An 860-nucleotide genomic window follows, 5' to 3' on the forward strand; every position below is an offset into this window, starting at 1 on the left:
GCGGAAAATAATGAATTAGGCCGTCTGAAAGAGGGTGTTTCAGACGGCCTTAAGGGAATTTAACCTTTAAATACGGGAACAAGCTCCATTTGGCTCAATATTTGGGCGGCAATGTTGATGATGCCGAAGAGGAAGACCCAAACCATCAGCCAGAATCCGCCGTAAACTTTGTAGTTTTTGCCGGCACCGAATTTATGGCGCGAGCGGTAGAGCAGCATGGCGGGGATGATGCCGGTCCAGATGGTGGCGGCCAGGCCGACGTAGCCGATGGCGGTAACGAAGCCGGTAGGGAAGAGCAGGCAGGAAATCAAAGGCGGCAGGAAGGTCAGTGCGGCGGTTTTGGTGCGGCCGGAGATGCTGTCGTTCCATTTGAAGATGTCGGCAATGTAGTCGAACAGGCCGAGCGTTACGCCGAGGAAGGAGGTTGCGATCGCCATGTAGGAGAACAGGGTCAACACTTTGTCCATATTGCCGGTTTGGGCGAACTTGGACAGCGTTTCGATCAGGACGGAAACTTGTCCTTCTGCGGCGATAACCGGTGCGAACTCGTTACGCGGCAGGTTGCCTTGGATGGCGATTTGCCAGAGGATGTAAATCACAAGCGCAATCAGCGTTCCTACCCATAGGGATTTGGCCACTTTGGGCGCGTCGCCTTTAAAGTATTTGAGCAGGCTGGAGACGTTACCGTGGAAACCGAATGAGGCAAGGCAAACGGGCAGGGCGGTAGCGACATAAATCCAGTAGCTGGTGCCGGCAGGGGCTTGGGTGTCAAACAGGACAGGCATTTTGGCATCGGCAATCAGGCCGCCGGTTGCCCAAATAAAGGTCAATACCATGCCGCCGATGAGGATGCTGGTGAA

General features: G+C 54.5%; 1 protein-coding gene. It reads right to left on the bottom strand.

Annotated elements, in window-relative coordinates; all coding sequences use genetic code 11:
• Positions 1-59 precede the first annotated feature (59 nt).
• A partial coding sequence (locus ACTHS3_RS15810; RefSeq protein WP_440368483.1) for an aromatic amino acid transport family protein occupies positions 60-860 on the bottom strand: 801 nt, incomplete at its 5' end.

The organism is Neisseria sp. P0009.S007 (genome assembly GCF_051962515.1).